19 protein-coding genes and 1 pseudogene are annotated in these 18,941 nt (G+C 58.8%); 15 read left to right on the forward strand and 5 right to left on the reverse strand.

Features of this window, described 5'->3' with window-relative positions; all coding sequences use genetic code 11:
- Positions 1-19: 19 nt before the first annotated feature.
- From rpoE to pdxJ, 11 genes are all read left to right on the forward strand, one after another.
- On the forward strand, positions 20-601 hold the full coding sequence (rpoE, locus tag B3I26_RS07990; RefSeq protein ID WP_037014368.1) for an RNA polymerase sigma factor RpoE: 582 nt from the start codon (positions 20-22) through the stop codon (positions 599-601).
- Positions 602-634: 33 nt separating this feature from the next.
- The gene (locus B3I26_RS07995; RefSeq protein ID WP_296256788.1) at positions 635-1,225 is read left to right on the forward strand and encodes a sigma-E factor negative regulatory protein; all 591 of its coding nucleotides are present in this window, start codon (positions 635-637) and stop codon (positions 1,223-1,225) included.
- 8 nt (positions 1,226-1,233) lie between these two features.
- Positions 1,234-2,226: a MucB/RseB C-terminal domain-containing protein gene (locus B3I26_RS08000; protein WP_296256789.1), complete on the forward strand. Its 993-nt coding sequence runs from the start codon at positions 1,234-1,236 to the stop codon at positions 2,224-2,226.
- A 315-nt stretch (positions 2,227-2,541) separates the two neighbouring features.
- The gene (locus B3I26_RS08005) at positions 2,542-3,978 is read left to right on the forward strand and encodes a DegQ family serine endoprotease (RefSeq protein ID WP_296256829.1); all 1,437 of its coding nucleotides are present in this window, start codon (positions 2,542-2,544) and stop codon (positions 3,976-3,978) included.
- Between the two features lie 169 nt (positions 3,979-4,147).
- Positions 4,148-5,944 carry a translation elongation factor 4 gene (gene lepA, locus B3I26_RS08010; RefSeq protein WP_296256790.1) on the forward strand — a complete coding sequence of 599 codons (1,797 nt, stop codon included), beginning with the start codon at positions 4,148-4,150 and terminating at the stop codon, positions 5,942-5,944.
- Between the two features lie 9 nt (positions 5,945-5,953).
- Positions 5,954-6,808 carry a signal peptidase I gene (lepB, locus tag B3I26_RS08015; RefSeq protein ID WP_296256791.1) on the forward strand — a complete coding sequence of 285 codons (855 nt, stop codon included), beginning with the start codon at positions 5,954-5,956 and terminating at the stop codon, positions 6,806-6,808.
- A gap of 105 nt (positions 6,809-6,913) precedes the next feature.
- The gene (locus B3I26_RS08020) at positions 6,914-7,291 is read left to right on the forward strand and encodes a DUF4845 domain-containing protein (protein ID WP_296256793.1); all 378 of its coding nucleotides are present in this window, start codon (positions 6,914-6,916) and stop codon (positions 7,289-7,291) included.
- Positions 7,288-7,977, forward strand: a complete 690-nt coding sequence (gene rnc / locus B3I26_RS08025) for a ribonuclease III (RefSeq protein WP_296256795.1) — start codon at positions 7,288-7,290, stop codon at positions 7,975-7,977. Before B3I26_RS08020 ends, rnc begins: the two co-directional genes overlap by 4 nt.
- Positions 7,970-8,872: a GTPase Era gene (era, locus tag B3I26_RS08030; RefSeq protein WP_296256797.1), complete on the forward strand. Its 903-nt coding sequence runs from the start codon at positions 7,970-7,972 to the stop codon at positions 8,870-8,872. Before rnc ends, era begins: the two co-directional genes overlap by 8 nt.
- Positions 8,873-8,995: 123 nt before the next feature.
- Complete coding sequence (gene recO, locus B3I26_RS08035) at positions 8,996-9,685, forward strand: DNA repair protein RecO (protein WP_296256799.1); 690 nt, start codon at positions 8,996-8,998, stop codon at positions 9,683-9,685.
- 69 nt (positions 9,686-9,754) lie between these two features.
- Positions 9,755-10,501, forward strand: a complete 747-nt coding sequence (gene pdxJ, locus B3I26_RS08040; RefSeq protein WP_296256801.1) for a pyridoxine 5'-phosphate synthase — start codon at positions 9,755-9,757, stop codon at positions 10,499-10,501.
- 139 nt (positions 10,502-10,640) lie between these two features.
- On the opposite strand, the gene cmoB is transcribed toward pdxJ, so the two are convergent.
- From cmoB to B3I26_RS08055, 3 genes are all read right to left on the reverse strand, one after another.
- Complete coding sequence (gene cmoB, locus B3I26_RS08045; protein WP_296256803.1) at positions 10,641-11,600, reverse strand: tRNA 5-methoxyuridine(34)/uridine 5-oxyacetic acid(34) synthase CmoB; 960 nt, start codon at positions 11,598-11,600, stop codon at positions 10,641-10,643.
- Positions 11,597-12,340, reverse strand: coding sequence for a carboxy-S-adenosyl-L-methionine synthase CmoA (gene cmoA / locus B3I26_RS08050; protein WP_296256805.1), 744 nt, complete (start codon positions 12,338-12,340; stop codon positions 11,597-11,599). Before cmoA ends, cmoB begins: the two co-directional genes overlap by 4 nt.
- A gap of 136 nt (positions 12,341-12,476) precedes the next feature.
- Positions 12,477-13,139, reverse strand: a complete 663-nt coding sequence (locus B3I26_RS08055; RefSeq protein WP_296256806.1) for an NADPH-dependent F420 reductase — start codon at positions 13,137-13,139, stop codon at positions 12,477-12,479.
- Positions 13,140-13,238: 99 nt separating this feature from the next.
- Between B3I26_RS08055 and B3I26_RS08060 the strand changes: the two genes are divergently transcribed.
- Positions 13,239-14,135, forward strand: coding sequence for a LysR family transcriptional regulator (locus B3I26_RS08060; protein ID WP_296256808.1), 897 nt, complete (start codon positions 13,239-13,241; stop codon positions 14,133-14,135).
- A gap of 14 nt (positions 14,136-14,149) precedes the next feature.
- On the opposite strand, the gene B3I26_RS08065 is transcribed toward B3I26_RS08060, so the two are convergent.
- Positions 14,150-14,542 (reverse strand): protease inhibitor I42 family protein, encoded by a 393-nt coding sequence (locus tag B3I26_RS08065; protein ID WP_296256810.1) that lies wholly within the window; start codon positions 14,540-14,542, stop codon positions 14,150-14,152.
- Positions 14,543-14,644: 102 nt separating this feature from the next.
- On the opposite strand from B3I26_RS08065, the gene B3I26_RS08070 reads away from it, so the two are divergent.
- Positions 14,645-15,199: a LysR family transcriptional regulator gene (locus B3I26_RS08070; protein ID WP_296256811.1), complete on the forward strand. Its 555-nt coding sequence runs from the start codon at positions 14,645-14,647 to the stop codon at positions 15,197-15,199.
- Between the two features lie 38 nt (positions 15,200-15,237).
- The gene (locus B3I26_RS08075) at positions 15,238-15,477 is read left to right on the forward strand and encodes a hypothetical protein (RefSeq protein ID WP_296256813.1); all 240 of its coding nucleotides are present in this window, start codon (positions 15,238-15,240) and stop codon (positions 15,475-15,477) included.
- Between the two features lie 128 nt (positions 15,478-15,605).
- Here B3I26_RS08075 and lon read toward each other — a convergent pair whose 3' ends face one another.
- The gene (gene lon, locus B3I26_RS08080; protein WP_296256815.1) at positions 15,606-18,023 is read right to left on the reverse strand and encodes an endopeptidase La; all 2,418 of its coding nucleotides are present in this window, start codon (positions 18,021-18,023) and stop codon (positions 15,606-15,608) included.
- A 262-nt stretch (positions 18,024-18,285) separates the two neighbouring features.
- Between lon and B3I26_RS08085 the strand changes: the two are divergent.
- A pseudogene (locus tag B3I26_RS08085) lies at positions 18,286-18,812 on the forward strand (methylamine utilization protein); the annotation flags it as partial.
- Positions 18,813-18,941: the final 129 nt, after the last annotated feature.

Genomic DNA, 18,941 nt, shown 5'->3' on the forward strand with positions numbered 1-18,941 from the left:
AGCTCTATGAGGAGTGTTCATGCTAACCCAGGAAGAGGATCAGCAACTGGTCGAACGCGTACAGCGCGGCGACAAGCGAGCCTTTGATCTGCTAGTGGTGAAATATCAGCACAAGATTCTTGGGTTGATCGTGAGATTTGTCCACGACACCCACGAAGCCCAAGATGTTGCGCAAGAGGCTTTTATCAAGGCTTACCGTGCGCTGGGGAACTTCCGCGGCGACAGTGCGTTTTATACGTGGCTGTACCGCATCGCCATCAACACGGCGAAAAACTATCTGGTGTCGCGAGGTCGGCGGCCGCCGGACAGCGATGTCAGGTCTGAAGACGCGGAGTTCTACGACGGCGATCATGGCCTCAAGGACATCGAGTCGCCGGAACGTGCATTGTTAAGGGATGAGATCGAAGGCACCGTCCATCGGACCATCCAGCTACTGCCGGAAGATTTGCGTACAGCTCTAACTTTGCGTGAGTTTGACGGTCTGAGTTACGAAGACATTGCGAGCGTTATGCAATGTCCGGTTGGTACCGTGCGCTCTCGCATTTTTCGCGCTCGGGAAGCCATCGATAAAGCCTTGCAACCCTTGTTGCAGGAAACCTGAGACAGCGGCGATAGCCATATGAGAGGAACCGCCATGAGTCGTGAAGCCCTGCAGGAATCGCTGTCCGCGGTGATGGATAACGAAGCGGACGAATTGGAATTACGTCGTGTGCTCAGCGCCATCGACGATGCGGATACACGTGCCACATGGTCGCGCTATCAAATCGCGCGTGCTGCAATGCATAAAGAATTGCTGATGCCCCATCTGGATATCTCGGCCGCTGTGGCTGCTGCGATCGCCGATGAAGTCAGTCCGCTAAAGGCCGGTCGTGGTCCTTGGCGCACGCTGGGGCGTCTAGCCGTAGCTGCCTCGGTGACTGTTGCAGTCCTGGCTGGTGTTCGTCTGTATAACCAGGACGAGATCGCCGGTGCCGAGCTGGCTCAGCAAACCGCCCAACCCGCCAACGTGGCAATGCCTCAGGTTAAAGGTCCTGCGGTGCTGGCAGGCTACACCGAAGGCGAGCAAGCACCGGGCCCAATGGCTAGCGGCGTGCTACAGAACCAGGCTGGGTGGCACGATCAGCGTCTGCCAGGTTATCTGCGTCAACACGCTCAGCAAGCCGCGTTGAAAGGGACTGAAAGTGCACTGCCTTATGCCCGCGCTGCCAGCCTGGAAAACCGTTAAGGAGGACCATGCGCGCCATCCCTCTAGTGCCGCTTCTGCTTGGTGGATGGCTGGCTCTCCCAGCTCATGCCGATGATGCGCAAGACCAGTTGAAACGTCTTGCGCAGGCAGAGCAGCAGCAAAGTTTCCAAGGCACGTTCGTATACGAGCGCAATGGAAGTTTTTCTACTCATCGAATCTCGCATCGCGTTATTGATGGCAAGGTTCGTGAGTACTTGCTTCAACTTGATGGCTCCGCTCAGGAAGTGCTGCGTGTCGATGGGGCAACCCAATGCGTCAGTGGCACTCTTGAGGCGGGCGTGTCGAACATCCCCGATTCTCCTACACATGCCTTCGACGCTGCCAGACTCTCTGCCTGGTATGACATGAAGGTTGCGGGCAATTCCCGCGTCGCAGGTCGTCCGGCGACAGTGGTCACCCTCACGCCACGCGATCAGCACCGTTACGGGATTGAGCTGCATCTGGATAAACAAACCGGCCTACCTCTGAAATCGCTGCTGTTGAGCGACAAGGGGCAATTGCTTGAGCGTTTCCAGTTTACGGACCTCAACACTGCCAATCCGCTGACTGATCAGATGCTGCAGCCCAGCGCCGACTGCAAACCGGTGCAGGTGGTCAAAGGCAAGACGGAACCTGCCAAGCAACACGTGGCCTGGCGTTCGGACTGGTTGCCTGCAGGTTTTGAACTTAGCAGTGCGGCCGCTCGCAAGGACCCGGATTCCAAGAGTCTGGTGACCAGCCTCATGTATGACGATGGCCTGGCCCGCTTCTCGGTGTTCATTGAGCCTGTGAGCGGCGCAGCAGTGACCGATATTCGTACTCAGTTAGGTCCAACGGTGGCCGTTTCCCGTCGTCTGACGACTCCGAAGGGCGACGCCATGGTAACTGTCGTTGGGGAAATCCCGATCGGGACTGCCGAGCGTATTGCACTGTCTATGCGCGACGACGCGACGGTACCCGCGGCCGCTGACAAGGCATCTGCGACGACAGGCAGTAAATGATCTGATGCACTGGTGAATGTCCACTGTGAAAAAGGTTTCATGGTGGATATTTCAACCCGCCGGCCTAGTAAATACAGGCTTTGATCGAGACGCTGAAATGTTTGGTCAGCTTTGCAGGTTGCAAATACCCTCTTTTTTTTCTATAGGTCACAGCTTCGTAGCTCTGGCCTTTTGTTGTTTCAGCTTCAAAAAAGCTGAGAAAGCGTAAAACAGGCCCAGAGCGCTGCACTGAGCGACTGCGAGGTGTAGATGCTCTTCGAACCCATGGGTTCGTACCGCTTAACCATGCTCGTTGTGAACGGGAGCCGTATGTCGATACCACGCTTGAAAACTTATCTGTCCTGGATGGCCGCCGTGCTGATGCTCGGTCAAGTCCTGACCACGCAGGCCGAAGCCTTGCCAGACTTTACGTCACTGGTGGAGCAGGCGTCGCCCGCTGTGGTCAACATCAGTACGCGCCAGAAGCTGCCGAATCGCTCGGTAGCTCAAGGGCAGATGCCCGACCTTGAAGGTCTGCCTCCGATGCTGCGCGAATTCCTGGAGCGCAGCATGCCGCCGGGTTCTCGTGCTCCGGGATCGGGTGCGGGCAAGGGGGATCGTCAGCGTGAAGCTCAATCGCTGGGTTCGGGTTTCATCATTTCTGCTGACGGTTTTATCCTGACCAATAATCACGTGATCGACGGCGCGGACGAGATTCTCGTGCGACTTTCCGATCGCAGTGAAATGAAGGCCAAGTTGATCGGCACCGATCCTCGCACTGACGTGGCCGTGCTGAAAATCGACGGCAAGGACCTGCCTACCGTCAAACTCGGCAACTCCGACAAACTTAAAGTCGGTGAGTGGGTGCTGGCCATCGGGTCGCCTTTTGGCTTCGATCACTCGGTGACCAAAGGCATTGTCAGTGCCAAGGGGCGCAGCTTGCCCAACGATACCTATGTACCCTTCATTCAGACCGACGTTGCCATTAATCCGGGCAACTCAGGTGGGCCGTTGTTCAACATGGCCGGCGAAGTCGTGGGTATCAACTCGCAGATCTTCACCCGCTCCGGCGGTTTTATGGGGCTCTCGTTCGCTATCCCGATCGATGTAGCGATGGATGTTGCCAATCAGCTCAAGGCGAATGGCAAGGTCAATCGTGGTTGGCTGGGCGTGGTGATCCAGGAAGTGAACAAGGACCTGGCCGAGTCGTTCGGTCTGGACAAGCCGGCCGGTGCCCTGGTGGCGCAGGTACTGGACGATGGTCCGGCGGCCAAGGGCGGTTTGCAGGTGGGTGATGTGATTCTGAGCGCTAACGGCACGCCTATCATCATGTCCGCTGATCTGCCGCACTTGATCGGCAACCTCAAGGATGGCAGCAAGGCAGAGCTGGAAGTGATCCGCGATGGCAAGCGTCAGAAGTTGACCGTGACGGTTGGCGCGTTGCCCGCTGAAGGCGAGGAAATGGGCGCGGCCGATACCGGTGTCGAGCGCAACATTAATCGACTGGGTGTTTCGGTCGCTGACCTGACCGCCGAGCAGATGAAGTCGCTGGATCTCAAGGGTGGCGTGATTATCAAGGATGTGCAGGAAGGTCCTGCATCATTGATCGGCTTGCAAAGCGGCGATGTCATCACTCACCTGAACAACCAGCCGATCACGTCGGCCAAGATGTTCACGGACGTGGCCAAGGCCTTGCCGAAGGATCGCTCGGTGTCGATGCGGGTTCTGCGTCAGGGACGCGCGACGTTCATTACCTTCAAGCTGGCGGAATAATCAGCCAGACGGGAAAAAGGAGCGGCCAGGCCGCTCCTTTTTTATATCCGCAGGACGGCTGGCGATTCGTGCGCGCGTGCGAACGTGACGCGTCAGCCTTCCTTCAGGTACAATTCCCGGCTATTTTTTGGCGGGCACTCTGCCTGCAACCTTTTTCGAGTGTTGATCCGTGAGTGATTTGAGTCATATCCGCAATTTCTCCATCATCGCCCACATTGACCATGGCAAGTCGACGCTGGCCGACCGTTTCATTCAAATGTGCGGCGGGTTGACCGAACGTGAAATGGAAGCTCAGGTGCTTGACTCCATGGACCTGGAGCGCGAGCGCGGGATCACGATCAAGGCCCACAGCGTCACCCTTTATTACAAGGCGAAGGACGGTATCACCTACCAGCTCAACTTCATCGATACCCCAGGGCATGTTGACTTCACCTATGAGGTCAGCCGTTCGCTGGCCGCCTGTGAAGGTGCATTGCTGGTGGTCGATGCCGGTCAGGGCGTGGAGGCGCAGTCCGTCGCCAACTGCTACACCGCTATTGAGCAGGGGCTGGAAGTCATGCCGGTCCTGAACAAGATGGACTTGCCGCAAGCCGACCCGGATCGCGTCAAGGAGGAGATCGAGAAGATTATCGGTATTGACGCCACCGACGCCGTGGCCTGCAGCGCCAAGAGCGGCATGGGCGTTGATGAGGTGCTGGAGCGTCTCGTTCAGACCATTCCTGCGCCGACCGGCAATATCGAAGACCCGCTGCAAGCGCTCATCATCGATTCCTGGTTCGACAACTACCTGGGCGTTGTTTCCCTGGTGCGCGTACGTCATGGTCGAGTGAAGAAGGGTGACAAGATTCTCGTCAAGTCCACAGGCAAGATCCACCTGGTGGACAGCGTGGGCGTCTTCAACCCCAAGCACAGCGCGACAGCGGATCTGAAAGCGGGCGAAGTGGGCTTTATCATCGCCGGCATCAAGGATATTCACGGTGCGCCGGTCGGTGACACCCTGACCCTGAGCTCGACGCCGGACGTGGAAGTGCTGCCCGGCTTCAAGCGCATTCAGCCGCAGGTCTACGCCGGTCTGTTCCCGGTAAGCTCGGACGACTTCGAGGATTTCCGCGAGGCGTTGCAGAAACTCACCCTTAATGACTCATCGCTGCAGTACACCCCGGAGAGCTCCGATGCATTGGGCTTCGGCTTCCGTTGTGGCTTTCTCGGCATGCTGCACATGGAGATCATTCAGGAGCGCCTCGAGCGCGAGTATGATCTTGACCTGATCACCACTGCGCCAACCGTAATCTTCGAGCTGCTGCTCAAGACCGGTGAAACCATTTACGTCGACAACCCGTCGAAGCTGCCAGACCTCTCGACCATCGAGGACATGCGCGAACCGATCGTTCGGGCAAACATCCTTGTGCCTCAGGAGCACCTGGGCAACGTCATTACACTGTGCATCGAGAAACGCGGTATCCAGCACGACATGCTGTTCCTCGGTACTCAGGTCCAGGTGACCTACGATTTGCCGATGAACGAAGTGGTCCTGGACTTCTTCGATCGTCTGAAGTCCACGAGTCGCGGTTATGCGTCGCTGGACTATCACTTCGACCGTTACCAGTCGGCGAATCTGGTGAAGCTGGACGTGCTGATCAACGGGGACAAGGTCGATGCCCTGGCGCTGATCGTGCACCGAGACAACGCGGCTTATAAAGGCCGCGCGTTGACTGAAAAGATGAAAGAACTGATTCCTCGTCAGATGTTCGACGTGGCAATCCAGGCTGCCATCGGCGGTCAGATTATCGCGCGTACAACCGTCAAGGCCCTTAGAAAGAACGTACTGGCCAAGTGTTACGGTGGCGACGTCAGCCGTAAACGCAAGCTGCTTGAAAAGCAGAAGGCCGGTAAGAAACGCATGAAGCAGGTCGGCAACGTGGAAATTCCACAGGAAGCCTTCCTTGCAGTGCTCAGGTTGGAATAGTCAGGCCCTATGTCACTAAATTTCCCGCTGTTGTTGGTCATTGCCGTATTTGTTTGCGGTCTGCTGGCCCTGTTCGATCTGATCATACTGGCGCCCCGTCGGCGGACCGCGATAGCGAACTATCAGGGCAGCGTGAGCCAGCCGGATGTCGCTGTCGTAGAGCAACTGAACAAGGAGCCGTTGCTGGTTGAGTACGGCAAATCGTTCTTTCCGGTACTGTTCATTGTGCTGGTGCTGCGCTCGTTTCTGGTCGAGCCGTTCCAGATTCCATCGGGTTCCATGAAACCGACGCTGGATGTGGGCGATTTCATCCTGGTCAACAAGTTCTCCTACGGCATTCGCCTGCCGGTGCTGGATTACAAGGTCATCCCGGTGAGCGATCCGCAACGCGGCGATGTGATGGTGTTCCGCTACCCAAGCGATCCCAGCGTCAACTACATCAAGCGCGTCATTGGTCTGCCAGGCGACGTGATTCGCTACACCAACGATAAGCAGCTGTTCGTCAACGGACAATTGGTTGCCAAGCAACTGATCGGTTCTGAGCCAGGTACATTGGGCAGCGCCCAGCTGTACGACGAGAAGCTGGGAGAAGTCGAGCACCAGATTCGCCAGGAAATGAGCCGCTATCGCGCGCCGCCCGATCACGAGTGGACAGTCCCGGCCGCTCATTACTTCATGATGGGTGACAACCGCGACAATTCCAACGACAGCCGTTACTGGGACGACCCCAATATTCCCAAGGACGAGCTGGGCATGGTCCCCGACAGAAACATCGTCGGTAAGGCCTTCGCCGTTTGGATGAGCTGGCCGGAGCCGAAGCTGAGCCATCTGCCCAACTTCTCGCGAGTTGGATTGATCAAGTAACGCCGATGCGGCGCTGTCTGACACAGCGCCGTATGTCATTTCGGCGCACTAAGCTGCAAGCCTGACCTTGCACGCAGCAGGGAACGACTATTCTTGAGGGCACACATGACATCTGCCGGTTCGCAAAAGGGCTTGTCGCTCATTGGATGGCTGGTAGCACTGGCTGTCGTTGCATTTGTGGCGAGTACCGCAGCCAAAGTGGTGCCGCATTACCTCGACTACATGTCGCTGAAGAAGATCATCGAGGCCGCCGGTACCGACCGGACCGCCGATATCAGCAACAGTAGCGAGTTCCATGACTATGTAGCTAAAGGCATGCAGGTCAATAACATCCGGGATGTGGATTTGAACAAGGCGTTAAGTGTGACGACGGAGAACAACAGGTTCCTCGCCCATTTGAAATATGAACAGCGTGAATCCCTGATTCAGAACCTCGATCTGGTGGTCAAGTTCGACCGCGAATTCAGCGTAGGTAAACCGTGAGCGTGTCATTGAGTCGCCTGGAGCGTCAGCTCGGCTATACCTTCAAGGACCAGGAACTGATGGTCCTGGCGTTGACCCACCGCAGTTTCGCCGGGCGCAACAACGAGCGTCTGGAATTCCTCGGTGATGCCATTCTTAATTTCGTCGCCGGTGAGGCGCTGTTCGAACGCTTTCCTCAGGCGCGCGAAGGTCAGTTGTCGCGCTTGCGCGCACGGCTGGTGAAAGGCGAGACCCTGGCCCTGCTGGCCCGTGGTTTCGATCTGGGTGAATACCTGCGCCTGGGCTCTGGCGAGTTGAAGAGCGGCGGTTTCCGTCGCGAGTCGATTCTGGCCGATGCTCTGGAAGCGTTGATCGGGGCGATTTACCTGGATGCCGGCATGGAGGCTGCGCGTGATCGTGTCCTGGCTTGGCTGACCACCGAGTTCGATAGCCTGACGCTGGTCGACACCAACAAGGACCCGAAGACCCGACTGCAGGAATTCCTCCAGTCTCGCGCCTGTGAGTTGCCGCGTTACGAAGTGGTGGACATCCAGGGCGAACCGCATTGCCGAACGTTTTTCGTCGAATGCGAGATCACCTTATTGAACGAGAAAAGCCGGGGACAAGGTGTTAGCCGTCGCATTGCCGAACAGGTAGCCGCGGCCGCAGCCCTCATCGCCCTGGGTGTGGAGAATGGCAATGACTGATTCAACTGCAACACGCTGTGGCTATGTCGCCATCGTTGGCCGGCCAAACGTGGGCAAGTCAACGCTGTTGAACCACATCCTTGGGCAAAAGCTGGCGATTACCTCGCGCAAACCCCAGACCACGCGGCACAACATGCTGGGTATCAAGACCGAGGGCGACGTGCAGGCGATTTATGTTGATACCCCCGGCATGCACAAGAACAGTGACAAAGCACTGAACCGCTACATGAACAAGACTGCTTCAGCGGCATTGAAGGACGTCGATGTGGTGATCTTTGTCGTGGACCGCACCAAGTGGACCGACGAGGACCAGATGGTGCTGGAGCGCGTTCAGTATGTGACCGGCCCCTTGATCGTCGCGCTCAACAAGACCGACCGTATCGAAGACAAGGCTGAGCTGATGCCGCATTTGTCCTGGTTGCAGGAGCAGCTGCCGAACGCGCAGATCATTCCGATTTCCGCGCAGCAGGGCCATAACCTCGAGGCGCTGGAAAAAGTGATCGCCGAGCACCTGCCAGAAAATGACCACTTCTTCCCGGAAGACCAGATCACCGACCGTAGCAGTCGCTTCCTGGCCGCTGAACTGGTGCGTGAGAAGATCATGCGTCAGTTGGGCGCCGAGCTGCCGTACCAGATCACGGTAGAAATCGAAGAATTCAAGCAGCAGGGCAAGACCCTGCACATTCACGCGCTGATCCTGGTCGAGCGTGATGGCCAGAAGAAAATCATCATTGGCGACAAGGGCGAGCGCATCAAGCGTATCGGTTCCGATGCCCGTCGTGACATGGAAGTGCTGTTCGATTCCAAAGTAATGCTCAATCTGTGGGTCAAGGTCAAAGGCGGCTGGTCCGACGATGAGCGTGCCCTGCGCTCGTTGGGTTACGGCGACTTGTAAGACGCAGGGGCCGCGCATCACTCCCATGATGCCGTGCCGACCCCCTGTAGCAGTACGGCGACCGTGCTGTTACAGGGCATAGTCTGGGGCCGTGTTCACGTCACGTCGGTTATCGAGAAACCCATGTCCCCAACCCCTCCACTTGGCCAACTTGCCTATGTCCTGCACTCCCGGGCATACCGCGAGAACAGCGCGCTGGTCGACTTCATTACGCCCCAGGGCCGCTTGCGAGCGGTGCTGCGCAGTGCCCGGGGCAAAGCGGGCTCGCTGGCGCGGCCGTTTGTGCCACTGGAAGTCGAATTTCGCGGCAAGAGCGAGTTGAAGAACGTTGGGCGGATGGAGAGCGCAGGTCTGGCGGCCTGGCTCGAAGGCGAGGCGCTGTTCAGCGGCCTGTACCTCAATGAGTTGTTGATTCGCCTGTTGCCCGCCGAAGATCCGCATCCCGGCGTGTTCGAGCATTACGCCGCGACCTTGATGGCGCTGGCTGAAGGGCGCGCGCTGGAACCGCTGTTGCGTTCTTTCGAGTGGCGTCTGCTGGATGACCTGGGTTACGGTTTTGCCCTCGAAGCAGACGTTAACGGCGACCCCCTGGCCGCAGATGGCATGTATCGCCTGCAAGTAGATGCCGGGCTTGAGCGTGTGTATTTGTTGCAGCCCGGTCTGTTTCAGGGTGCCGAGCTGTTGGCGATGTCTGAGGCGGACTGGAGCGCGCCGGGCGCCTTGTCGGCAGCCAAGCGTCTGATGCGTCAGGCGCTGGCCGTGCATTTGGGCGGCCGTCCGTTGGTGAGTCGGGAATTGTTTCGCAAGCCTTGATGAAGGCCTGGTTGTCAGTCAGCGCAGACGTACACCGTCTGTTCAGATCAAATTTTTCAGGAGAACAACGTGACCCACAGCCCCCGCATTCTGCTCGGTGTGAACATTGACCATGTGGCGACGTTGCGCCAGGCCCGTGGCACCCGTTATCCCGACCCGGTAAAGGCCGCTCTGGATGCTGAAGAAGCCGGTGCCGACGGGATTACCGTGCACCTGCGTGAAGATCGCCGGCACATTCAGGAGCGTGACGTCCTGTTGCTCAAGGATGTGCTGCAAACGCGCATGAACTTCGAAATGGGCGTCACTGAAGAGATGATGACCTTTGCCGAGCGCATTCGTCCGGCGCACATCTGCCTGGTCCCTGAAACCCGACAGGAGCTGACCACCGAAGGCGGCCTCGACGTAGCCGGCCAGCAAGCGCGGATCAAGGCAGCGGTCGAGCGGCTATCGGCTATCGGCAGTGAGGTGTCGCTGTTTATCGATGCCGACGAGCGTCAGATCGAGGCGTCGGCACGCGTGGGTGCTCCTACCATCGAGCTGCACACAGGCCGTTATGCCGATGCCCAAACCCCGACCGACGTGGCGCAAGAACTCAAGCGGATTGCCGATGGTGTGGCGTTCGGTCTGGGCCAGGGCCTGATCGTCAACGCCGGTCATGGCCTGCATTACCATAACGTTGAGGCGGTCGCGGCGATCAAGGGCATCAACGAGCTGAACATCGGCCATGCGCTGGTGGCACATGCCTTGTTTGTGGGGTTCAAGTCGGCCGTTGCGCAAATGAAGGCGTTGATTCTGGCCGCTGCTGCCAACGCCTGAGCGACGTCATTGCTGTGAGGCCATCGCATAAACGCATGGCTTCTTATGCCCTCTATGTCCTTTTAGCCATCCGGCTCGCCGGCGGCGGCCGTGATAAAGACGTCGCCGCAAGCCGGACGGCTGCACGGGTTGCGCGTGTTTAAGGCTTGCGTCCCACAATGACCGCACGCCTTGGCGCAGGCAGGCCTTCCACGGTTTTACTGTGATCACTCGGATCGAGGAAGTCGCTCAGCGACTGATACTTCATCCACTCAGTCCCGCGTTGTTCTTCAACCGTGGTGGTACTGACATCCACGCAGCGCACGTCGACAAACCCGGCGCGGCGCAGCCACCGTTCCAGCGCAGGTACCGACGGCAGGAACCAGACATTGCGCATCTGTGAATAACGATCTTCAGGGACCAGCACCTGATGCACATCGCCCTCGACCACCATCGTCTCCAGGACCAATTCCCCGCCTCTGACCAGACAGTCCTTGAGCGCCAGCAAGTGATCGATGGGTGACTTGCGGTGATACAGCACGCCCATGGAGAACACCGTGTCGAAACCTTCAAGCCGCGCAGGCAGGTCCTCCAGGGCGAACGGCAGATGCCACGCAGGCAGATCAGGCAGATAACGCTGCATCGCCTGGAACTGGCAGAAGAACAGCCAGTTCGGGTCCACGCCGATTACGCTGTCGGCCCCGGCACCGAGCATGCGCCATTGGTAATAACCGTTACCGCATCCCACATCCAGCACCCGCTTGCCCGCCAGGTCCAGATGCGGTGACACCCGCGACCATTTCCAGTCCGAGCGCCATTCGGTGTCGATGTGTACACCAAAGACATCGAAAGGCCCCTTGCGCCAGGGCGACAGGCCCATCAGCGCTGCGCGGGCCTGTTCGCGGGTCGCATCGTCGCAATCGGCATCAACAATGAAGGCTTCCTTGAGTTCGACCCGGCTCGGCGTCAGCCGAGGCAGGGCATCCAGGGCGCCTTGCCAGCGCTCCAGATCGCCATGGCCTTTTTCTATCTTCGCATCGAGTTGGGCCTGTAACGTTTGCGCCCAGGCATAAAGAGGCGTGCCCGCCAGGCGGCGGACCAGAGGAGCGAGATCGATCATGGCAGGGCAATCAAGGAGGCGAAATTAAGGCACTGAAACCAGGGCACGACTTTGGAAAAACCAGCGGCCAACAGACGTGCGCGGTGCTGCTCAAGGCTGTCGGGCTTCATCACGTTTTCGATGGCGCTGCGCTTCTGGGCGATTTCCAGTTCGCTATAGCCATTGGCGCGCTTGAAGGTCACGTGCAGGTCAGTCAGCAATGCGTGCTCTTGAGTGTCGTCGAAACGCAGCTTCTCGGAGAGGATCAACGCGCCCCCCGGCAGCAGCGACTGACGAATACGGCCGAGCAGCGCCAGACGTTGATCAGGGGCGATGAACTGCAGGGTGAAGTTCAGTGCCACCACCGAAGCCGGTTGAAACTCAAGCGCAAGGATATCGCCTTCGATGACCTCCACTGGCAGCAACTCCTGGAACATCGAATCCTGCCCGTTCAGGTACTCTCGGCAGCGTTCGACCATGGCCGTGGAATTGTCGATGGCGATGACCCGGCAATCTTCGGTGCGCACGTGGCGACGCAGCGCCTGGGTGACCGCGCCCAGCGAGCTGCCAAGGTCATACAGGACACTGTGGGGCTGCGCGAATTGTGACGCGAGCACACCAAGGTTCTCGACGATGGTCGGATAGCCCGGCACCGAACGCTTGATCATGTCCGGGAACACCCGCACCACGTCCTCGTTGAAAGCGAAGTCAGGCACCTGTAGCAGGGGCTGGGCGAATAGGCGGTCGGGTTCTTGGCTCACGGTGATTCCGATGGATAGGGCGGGATGGATGTCACGAAAAGTCCGGCATTTTAGCCATTGTGCCGCGATGCCGAAACCTCATCTCATCGTTCGCCTTGCCTGACCTGCGATCCGGGCTGACGACGGTCCCAAACCACTAATGGCGCCAAGATCCGTGTTCCACCTCGACATCCCGTTGCGCTTGAGCCAATGCCTGCGTCAGGCCCTGTCGGTCCAGCGGGACGCAATAAGCGGGTTTGGCCCTTTCAAATCGCCAACTGTCATCCAGGCTGCCAGCGTCTACTGCATCGAAGCCGATCTGGTCGAGCAAGTCCGCTACCCGTTGTGTGGCCGCAGGGTCATCGCTGGCGACGGGCAGTGCGCGGCGATCGTCTGCCCCTCGCGGGCGAGCATCGCTGAGCAGGTCGGCGGCCGGAATCGAGTTGAACGCTTTGACCACTGTCGATTGCGCCAGGTGCTCGGCAAGCAAGCGGCTGGTGGTGGTTTGGCGGCGGTCAAGCGCGGCGATGTGGCCGTCTCGGTCGGGGTAGTAGTTGTTGGCGTCGAGCACGATCTTGCCCTTAAGCAGGTCGGCCGGCAGGCTGCGGTAGTGTTCCAGCGGTATGGCCACCAGCACCATGTCACCGAATTGCGCCGCTTGCTCGAGCGTGCCGATTTGCGAGCCACGGATACCTGCCGCCACGCTGGTCAGCGTCTTTGGCCCTCTGGAGTTGCTGAGCATCGCTTCGTGCCCGGCCTGCAGGAGAAGCTGGGCGACCGCGCGTCCAATGAACCCTGCCCCGATGATTCCAATCTTCATGTCGATTCCTCCTTCAGTGAAGTGAATCGCTATGATGATTGCCAACCACGGATGGATAAATGACCATTCAGGAATTAGTCCAACTACCAGGAGTAGCGAATGATCGACCGGCTGAGTAGCATGAACGCGTTTGTCGTGGCCGCCGATGAGGGCTCATACGCAGCTGCCGCGCGGCGTTTGGAGATATCTGCACAAATGGTCGCAAAGCATGTTGCAGCGCTGGAACAACGGCTCGGCGCACGCCTGCTCAACCGCACGACACGTCGACAAAGCCTGACCGAGGTGGGAAGCGCGTACTACGAGCGCTGCAAACATATTCTGATCGAAGCTGAGGCAGCCGACTCGCTGGCTCAAGTCATGAATACGACGCCACGGGGCAAGCTGCGCATCAGCGCACCGGTAACGTTCGGTTCTTGGGGCCTGATGCCGTTCATTACCGGTTTTCTGCGGCGCTACCCCGAGGTGGAGATCGATCTGCACCTGACCGATCGCTATGTCGATTTGGTCGAGGAGGGTTATGAAGCCGCGTTTCGTCTCGGTCCTGTCGCCACTTCCACCCTGGTGGCAAGGCCGTTGGCGCCATACCGGCTGGTGGTCTGCGCCGCGCCTTCGTATCTTCAGGCACGCGGCGTTCCGCAGGTTCCTGCCGACCTGGCCGATCACGAATGCCTGGGCTACGCCTATTGGTCGCGTCCGCCTGACGCTCACTGGCAGTTTTACGAAAACGCCAGGTTGCTGAGCGTTCAGGTCACTGGCCGTTTGCGGGTCAACGAGAGCAAGGCGCTGCTGTCGGCGGCCATCGATGGATTCGGCGTGCTGCAAGGTCCGGCCGACTTCCTGCAACCCGCTGTAGCGGCGGGCGATCTGGTGCCGTTATTGACCGAATTCGAGATTCCCGGTCGCCAGATGCACTTGTTGTATCCGGCTGACCGCCAGCGAACCGCCAAGCTCAGGAGCTTTATCGATGCGGCGGTGGAATATTTCGCGCCGCTATAGCGGTGGTGCGTCGATCAGTTAACCGTGATCGCGCAATCGAATGTACGCTCGGGTCGCACTTCCGGTGCCCACGGCTGTTGGTAGACCATCATCAAATGGCCGCTGCCTGCATTGGCAGCCTTGTAGCGCCAGACCGACTGGCCTGACGTGCCGACCATGCCGACGTCTTCCGGGGTGTTGAACACTTCCGGGCCGAGCGCGCTGAGGATCGACGGGGCAGGGTTTTGCATTAGCCAGCGATGCCCGGTGGTGGGGTTGCTGGGAAGCATGAGCATCAGGGTCTGGCCGGTCTTGAGAGTGAGCGGGCAGTCTTTCTGATCTTCCAGGGACACGATCTGTTTCGGTTGCTGGGCGCAGGCGGCGAGCAGGGCAAGGCTCAGCGGGACAAGCAGACGGGCAGGGGTCATAGGGGCTCCGGTCGTGGGCAACTTGAGGAGGAGCATATCCTTGAGGTTGGCAAACAGCCACTCGATAATGACGCTCGCCTTACGCCAAGCCAGGAGGTCCAGATGCGAGCTGAACATCTAGGCTGGGCTGATCTATGTATCTTCATGCATGTGGCACGGTGCGAGAACCTTTCCAAAGCAGGCAAACAGCTGAAGATTGATCAGTCTACGGTCTGCAGAAGAATCAACCCGCTAGAGTATTGCCTGGGCCTCAGCCTGTTCGAGCGCGGCAGCTCAGGATTGCAGTTGAACGAGCAGGGAGTGCGATTACTTGCCCAGGTTGAGTTAATGGGCAACGGATTTTCCGGGTTGCTGGAGGAGCTCTCCAGTGGAACCAACGAAGTGTCGGGGCGTGTAAGCGTGGGAACCATGGAAGGCCTTGCCTCCCTCTATCTCACCCGCCAGATCCCGAAATTGCAGGTGTTGCACCCCAACGTGACTCTGGAGCTTGTAACGTCCACGCACCCACTTCAGGTGAGCCGGCGAGAGGCCGATGTTTTTCTGGGTTATTTCGAACCCATAGATCACAGCTTTCATTCTGAGCTGTTGGCTGGTTTCGATCTCGATCTTGACGCCTGTGACGATTACATTGCCGCCAAAGGAATGCCGAACGCTTAGAACCTGGAACAACACGATTTCGTAGGCTACATCGAGGGTTGATTCAGATCGATGCGGTGAGATGGCTGGATGAGCTGATCGAAAAAGGTTTGACCTACGCGACGTTCGACCTGAACGATTGCATCGAGCCCAAGCAGTTTCACGACACACGGGCTACTACAATCGCTTTGATGTGTTTGATCGGACCATCGATCGGTGCCGCATCATTCCGGCTACGTTCAAAGACGCCGACGAAACGAACCGGCCGGAAACTCGAAGCGCTGCCCACGCTGGATTAAGCCTCAGGACGAGGTGCGCAGCGGCGCAGGCGTTGTGTCGAATACGAGCTACCGACTGACACATCCCGTGCGTCAGCAAGCCGGCTTCTCAAGGGGGTATATCCCCTCGTGAAGCCGGCGCGGCGTGGTTAGAACAAGACCTTCACCACATCCGAGAAGCGCTTGGCGAAGTGCACGGTGATGCCTTCTTTCAGATAATCGGGCAATTCTTCGAAGTTGCCACGGTTAGGCTCGGGCAGGATCAGTTCGAAGATTTTCTGCCGACGCGCTGCGATGACTTTCTCCCGTACTCCGCCAATTGGCAGAACATGGCCGGTCAGGGTCAGCTCGCCGGTCATGGCCACACCTTTCTTTGGCGCCTGGTTACGCGCCAGGGAGAGCAGCGCGCTGGCCATTGTCACACCCGCGCTCGGGCCATCCTTGGGGGTCGCGCCTTCAGGCACGTGAAGGTGAACGAACGCCTCATCGAAGAAGCCTTTGTCGCCGCCGAACTTCGCCAGGTTCGAGCTGACGTAGCTGTAGGCGATTTCCGCGGACTCTTTCATCACATCGCCCAACTGGCCCGTGAGCTTGAAGCCTCGGTTGAGCGTATGGATTCGCGTCGCTTCGATCGGCAGGGTGGCACCGCCCATGCTGGTCCAGGCCAGCCCCGTGATCACGCCGATGCCGGACAACACTTGCTCGCTGCGGAAAACCGGCGTGCCCAGTGAGGCTTCCAGATCCTTCGGACCGATCTTGACCACGGTATCGGGGTTATCCAGCAGCTTGACCACGGCCTTGCGTACCAGTTTGCCCAGTTGTTTCTCAAGCTGCCGCACACCGGCTTCGCGGGCATAGCTTTCAATGACTGCACGCAACGCGCTGTCACTGATGCTCAAGCTGTTTTTCGACACGCCGGCCTTTTCCAGCTGCTTGGGCCAAAGGTGACGCTTGGCGATGGCAAGTTTTTCTTCGGTGATGTAGCCGGACAGGCGAATCACTTCCATACGGTCCAGCAACGGGCCGGGAATCGAATCCAGGGTATTGGCGGTGCAGACGAACAGCACTTTGGACAGGTCCAGACGCAAGTCCAGATAGTGGTCGAGGAATTCGACATTCTGTTCCGGGTCCAGGGTTTCCAGCAGCGCAGAGGCCGGGTCGCCCTGATAGCTTTGGCCCATCTTGTCGATTTCATCGAGCATGATGACCGGGTTCATCACTTCCACTTCCTTGAGCGCTTGCACCAGCTTGCCCGGTTGGGCGCCGATGTAGGTGCGGCGGTGGCCCTTGATCTCCGCTTCGTCGCGCATGCCGCCGACGCTGAAGCGATAGAAAGGACGGCCAAGGGACTCGGCGATGGATTTGCCGACGCTGGTTTTACCCACCCCTGGCGGCCCGACCAGCAACACGATGGACCCCGAGATTTCGCCTTTGTAGGCGCCCACCGCGAGAAACTCCAGGATGCGGCTCTTGATGTCGTCGAGCCCGGCGTGGTGCTGGTCGAGCACCTTGCGCGCGTGCTTGAGGTCCAGCTTGTCCTCGCCGAAGACACCCCACGGCACCGAGCTTGCCCAGTCCAGGTAGTTGCGCGTGACAGCGTATTCCGGCGAACCGGTTTCCAGCACCGAGAGTTTATGAAGCTCTTCGTCGATGCGCTTGCGCGCCTGGGGCGGCAGGGTTTTGCCTTCCAGACGTTGTTCGAACTGTTCGATATCGGCGCTGCGGTCGTCCTTGGTCAGCCCCAGCTCCTGCTGAATGACCTTGAGCTGTTCCTTGAGAAAGAACTCGCGCTGGTGCTCTCCGATCTTGCGATTCACCTCCGCCGAGATCTCTTTTTGCAAGCGCGCGACTTCGACTTCCTTGCGCAGCATCGGCAAGACCTTTTCCATGCGCTTGAGCACCGGCACGCAGTCGAGCACTTCCTGCAGCTCGACGCCAGTGGCGGAGGTCAGGGCAGCGGCAAAGTCGGTCAGCGGCGAAGGATCATTGGGGCTGAAGCGATTGAGGTAGTTCTTCAGCTCTTCGCTGTACAGCGGGTTGAGTGGCAGCAGCTCCTTGATCGCGTTGATCAGCGCCATCCCATAGGCCTTGACCTCATCGGTCGGCTCGTTGGGCTGGTGCGGGTATTCGACTTCCACCAGAAACGGCGGGCGATGGTGCTTGAGCCAGGTCTTGATGCGTACGCGGCTCAGGCCCTGAGCAACGAATTGCAGCTTGCCGTTCTCACGACTGGCGTGGTGCACCTTGACCAGCGTGCCGTACTGAGGCAGCGCCTTGGTGTCGAAATGGCGCGGATCGTCGGGCGGCGTGTCCATGAAGAATAGCGCCAGGGAGTGGTGATCGGATTTGCTCACCAGCTCCAGCGTTTCGGCCCAGGGTTCTTCATTGACGATGACCGGCAGCACTTGCGCCGGAAAGAACGGGCGATTGTGAATCGGGATGATGTAGACCTGATCCGGGAGATTCTGGCCAGGCAAGGCAAGGCGTTTGTGGTCTGAACCAATGATTTCGTGTTCGTGATCGCCGTCATCGGACGGATGGGTAGCGTCTGCTTGCTGGTCGCTCATGGGGCACCTGCATAAATGGAGATGAGCCTTAGATGGGGCAGTCGGGCTCAGGTTTCAATAGTTACGGTCGATGGTAATGAATAAGGGTCGCGATCAAACGGTAGGGGCCGGGGGCGTTTTCCTCGGTGGCCGATGACGGGTGGCGTTATGCCTTCTCTATTGCGTGATCTTCGCTCACCGGTCGGTCACGCATCACCGGGATGCTGCAGGCTTGGGCAAGGCCGACGTTTTCGACCTACCGACCCCGCTGCCTGGACCTGCTATGACCCTGTGGTTTCTTCCTCGCTATAGCGGCATCTGCGCTGTTCGCCAGATGGCAAGCGCCGCCACGCTGAGCGCCGAGTTCGTTGACGCCGACGGCAGGCCTCTGAGCGATGCGGTGCTGGCGCTTCAGGGGCCGGCTGGCAAGGCAGATCCTGCACCGAAGGCGGACATGGGCCGGAGCAACCAGGCGTTTTGCACCCCTTGTGCTGGCAGTGCGGACCGGTACGCAGATCACGTTTTCCCACTAGCGACGACGTTCGCCGCCAGGTGTACTCGTTTTCCCCGGCAAAGTGTTTCGAATTGCGTCTTTATGGCGGCACGCCCTCTGATCCCGTGCGGTTCGATAAGCCTGAGGTGGTCGTGCCGGGCTGCAATATTCACGACTGGTTGGCTAGGCTACGTGGACGTGACCAACGATCCCTGGGGCGGTGTCAGCGATGACAAAGGCATCTTGACCGTGGACCAGCAGGCCATTACGTGACAACCGTGTGGCATCCACACGCGCGATCGCCACAAGCGGTTTCGATTTCTTTCGCACGCCCCCTATATTGGAGATGCACATCGCTTTCGATCCTGCCCGCGACCCCCGACATGGAGATGCGCCTCGCATTCGATTCTGCCCGGAGGGCGTAGGAGTCCAGCTTGCTGACGATC

It is taken from the genome of Pseudomonas sp. UBA5706 (assembly GCF_002419965.1).
Classification (GTDB): Bacteria; Pseudomonadota; Gammaproteobacteria; order Pseudomonadales; family Pseudomonadaceae; genus Aquipseudomonas.

Coding starts and splice junctions, on each gene's coding strand:
- rpoE (WP_037014368.1), top strand. CDS start 20: ATGCTAACCCAGGAAGAGGATCAGCAACTGGTCGAACGCGTACAGCGC.
- B3I26_RS07995 (WP_296256788.1), top strand. CDS start 635: ATGAGTCGTGAAGCCCTGCAGGAATCGCTGTCCGCGGTGATGGATAAC.
- B3I26_RS08000 (WP_296256789.1), top strand. CDS start 1,234: ATGCGCGCCATCCCTCTAGTGCCGCTTCTGCTTGGTGGATGGCTGGCT.
- lepB (WP_296256791.1), top strand. CDS start 5,954: ATGTCACTAAATTTCCCGCTGTTGTTGGTCATTGCCGTATTTGTTTGC.
- B3I26_RS08020 (WP_296256793.1), top strand. CDS start 6,914: ATGACATCTGCCGGTTCGCAAAAGGGCTTGTCGCTCATTGGATGGCTG.
- era (WP_296256797.1), top strand. CDS start 7,970: ATGACTGATTCAACTGCAACACGCTGTGGCTATGTCGCCATCGTTGGC.
- recO (WP_296256799.1), top strand. CDS start 8,996: ATGTCCCCAACCCCTCCACTTGGCCAACTTGCCTATGTCCTGCACTCC.
- cmoB (WP_296256803.1), bottom strand. CDS start 11,600: ATGATCGATCTCGCTCCTCTGGTCCGCCGCCTGGCGGGCACGCCTCTT.
- B3I26_RS08055 (WP_296256806.1), bottom strand. CDS start 13,139: ATGAAGATTGGAATCATCGGGGCAGGGTTCATTGGACGCGCGGTCGCC.
- B3I26_RS08060 (WP_296256808.1), top strand. CDS start 13,239: ATGATCGACCGGCTGAGTAGCATGAACGCGTTTGTCGTGGCCGCCGAT.
- B3I26_RS08065 (WP_296256810.1), bottom strand. CDS start 14,542: ATGACCCCTGCCCGTCTGCTTGTCCCGCTGAGCCTTGCCCTGCTCGCC.
- B3I26_RS08070 (WP_296256811.1), top strand. CDS start 14,645: ATGCGAGCTGAACATCTAGGCTGGGCTGATCTATGTATCTTCATGCAT.
- lon (WP_296256815.1), bottom strand. CDS start 18,023: ATGAGCGACCAGCAAGCAGACGCTACCCATCCGTCCGATGACGGCGAT.